Annotated in this window: 1 protein-coding gene; it reads right to left on the reverse strand. The window is 75.6% G+C overall.

The features are described from left to right. Positions 1-1,696, reverse strand: a 1,696-nt coding sequence (locus IE249_RS36515; protein ID WP_229857731.1) for a condensation domain-containing protein, incomplete at both ends; no start/stop codon positions are given.

Genomic DNA, 1,696 nt, shown 5'->3' on the forward strand with positions numbered 1-1,696 from the left:
GGAGGGCCACCGCGGCCTGGAAGTGCGGGGTGAAGGGGAGGTGGGCCAGCCGCTCGGTGCGCCCGTCGAAGCGTTCGCCGGTTTCGTGGTGCCGGTCCCAGTCGCCGGGGGCGAGCACCGCGACACCGGGCACCTCGGCGAGTGCCGCGGCGACCTCCCGCTCCCACTTCCCGAGTCGCTCGCTCGGCCGGGCGGCGGGCAGGAAGCCGACGACCAGCGGCTTGCGGGTGCGTTCGGCCAGGGCCTTGAGCGCGGCCGGGTAGGAGGTGCGCAGTTCGGCGAGGAGCGCGTCGTCGACGGGGCCGAAGCGCTCCAGGTCCGCCGCCCGCAGCAGCACCGCCCCGACCGCCGTCGCGGGGTCCGCGAAGACCCCGGCGGGATCCTGAAGGCTCGCGAGCACCTGGTGGTACGGCGCTTCCGCCACCGCCCACCCCGGCTCCCCGGCGCCTTCCGCGACGGCCGCCTCGCACATCGCCGGCAGATTGCCGAGCGCGAAGGTTGCGGCGAGAGCGAGGGAGCGACGCGGCGGGGCCGGGGTCTCGGGCGCGACGGCCGCAGCCGGACCCTGCGTCGCCTCGAGCTCGGCGGGCACGGAGGCGTTTCGCGCCGGCTCGGGCTCGGCGAGCACGGCGGGCTCCTGCCTCGACTCGGGCGCGACGGGCACGGAGGAACCCCGCGCCGATTCTGGCCCGACGAGCGCCGTGGGCCCCTGCGCCGGCTCGGGGCCGACGGGCGCGGTGGCGTCCTGTGCCGTCTGGGTGAGCAGCCGGAGGAATTCCTCCCCCAGCTCGCTCGCCGCCGACGCGTCCAGGATGTCGAGGTTGTGGTCGATGCGGACGCGGCCCGCGTCGGGGGTCATGGTGATCATCAGGTCGAGGTCGGAGTAGCCGGTGCCCGCGGGCAGCACCTCGAGCCCGGTGAGGCGGCGTGAGGAGCGCACGTAGTTGAAGTAGACCTCGACGAGCGGCGCGCCGGGCCGGTGAAGCCCCTGCCGGGCCAGGGTCGCCAGGACGTCGGAGAACATGGCGCCCCTGGCCAGGATCCGCCGCATCCGGCCGTCCGTGCGCCGCAGCACCTCGGCGACCGGCTCGGCCGCCCGAGCTTCGGCCGGGAACGGCACGGGCACGCCGAAGAAGCCCACCGCGTCGTACGCGTCGGCGTGGACCCGCGTGTCCACGGGCACCGCGAGCACGAACCGCTCCCGCTGCCGTTTCCTGGCCAGCAACACGGTCAGCGTGCCGAGGCAGAAGGCGGCCGGCGTGACCGCCAGGGCGCTCGCGGCCGCCGCGATCTGCTCGGTGAGCCCGTCGGGGATCGTCACGGTGACGCTGCCCGAGCGGTAGGACCGTACGGCGGGACGCGGCCCGGTGAGTTCCAGGTCGAGCCGCTCACTGCCGTGGAAGGCCTCGCGCCACTCGGGGCCGGGGCCCTCGCCGCCCTGCTGCGCCTCGACGAGCAGGGCGATGTCGCGGTTGGTGACGGCGCCGTCGAGCGGCGTGCCGGACAGTTCGGCGTCGAGTTCCGCGGCCACCAGCAGCAGTGACTGGAGGTCGCTCACGGCGTGGTGGGCGCCGAAGACCAGGGTCTGGCCCCGCTCACCGCCGTCGACCAGCTCGAACCGCCACAGGGGCGCCTCGGCCAGGTCGAACGGCGGTTCCAGCAGCGTGCGCAGCCGCTCGGCCGGGTCCGGGTCGCC

Source organism: Streptomyces anandii JCM 4720, assembly GCF_014650655.1.
Taxonomy (GTDB): domain Bacteria; phylum Actinomycetota; class Actinomycetes; order Streptomycetales; family Streptomycetaceae; genus Streptomyces; species Streptomyces anandii.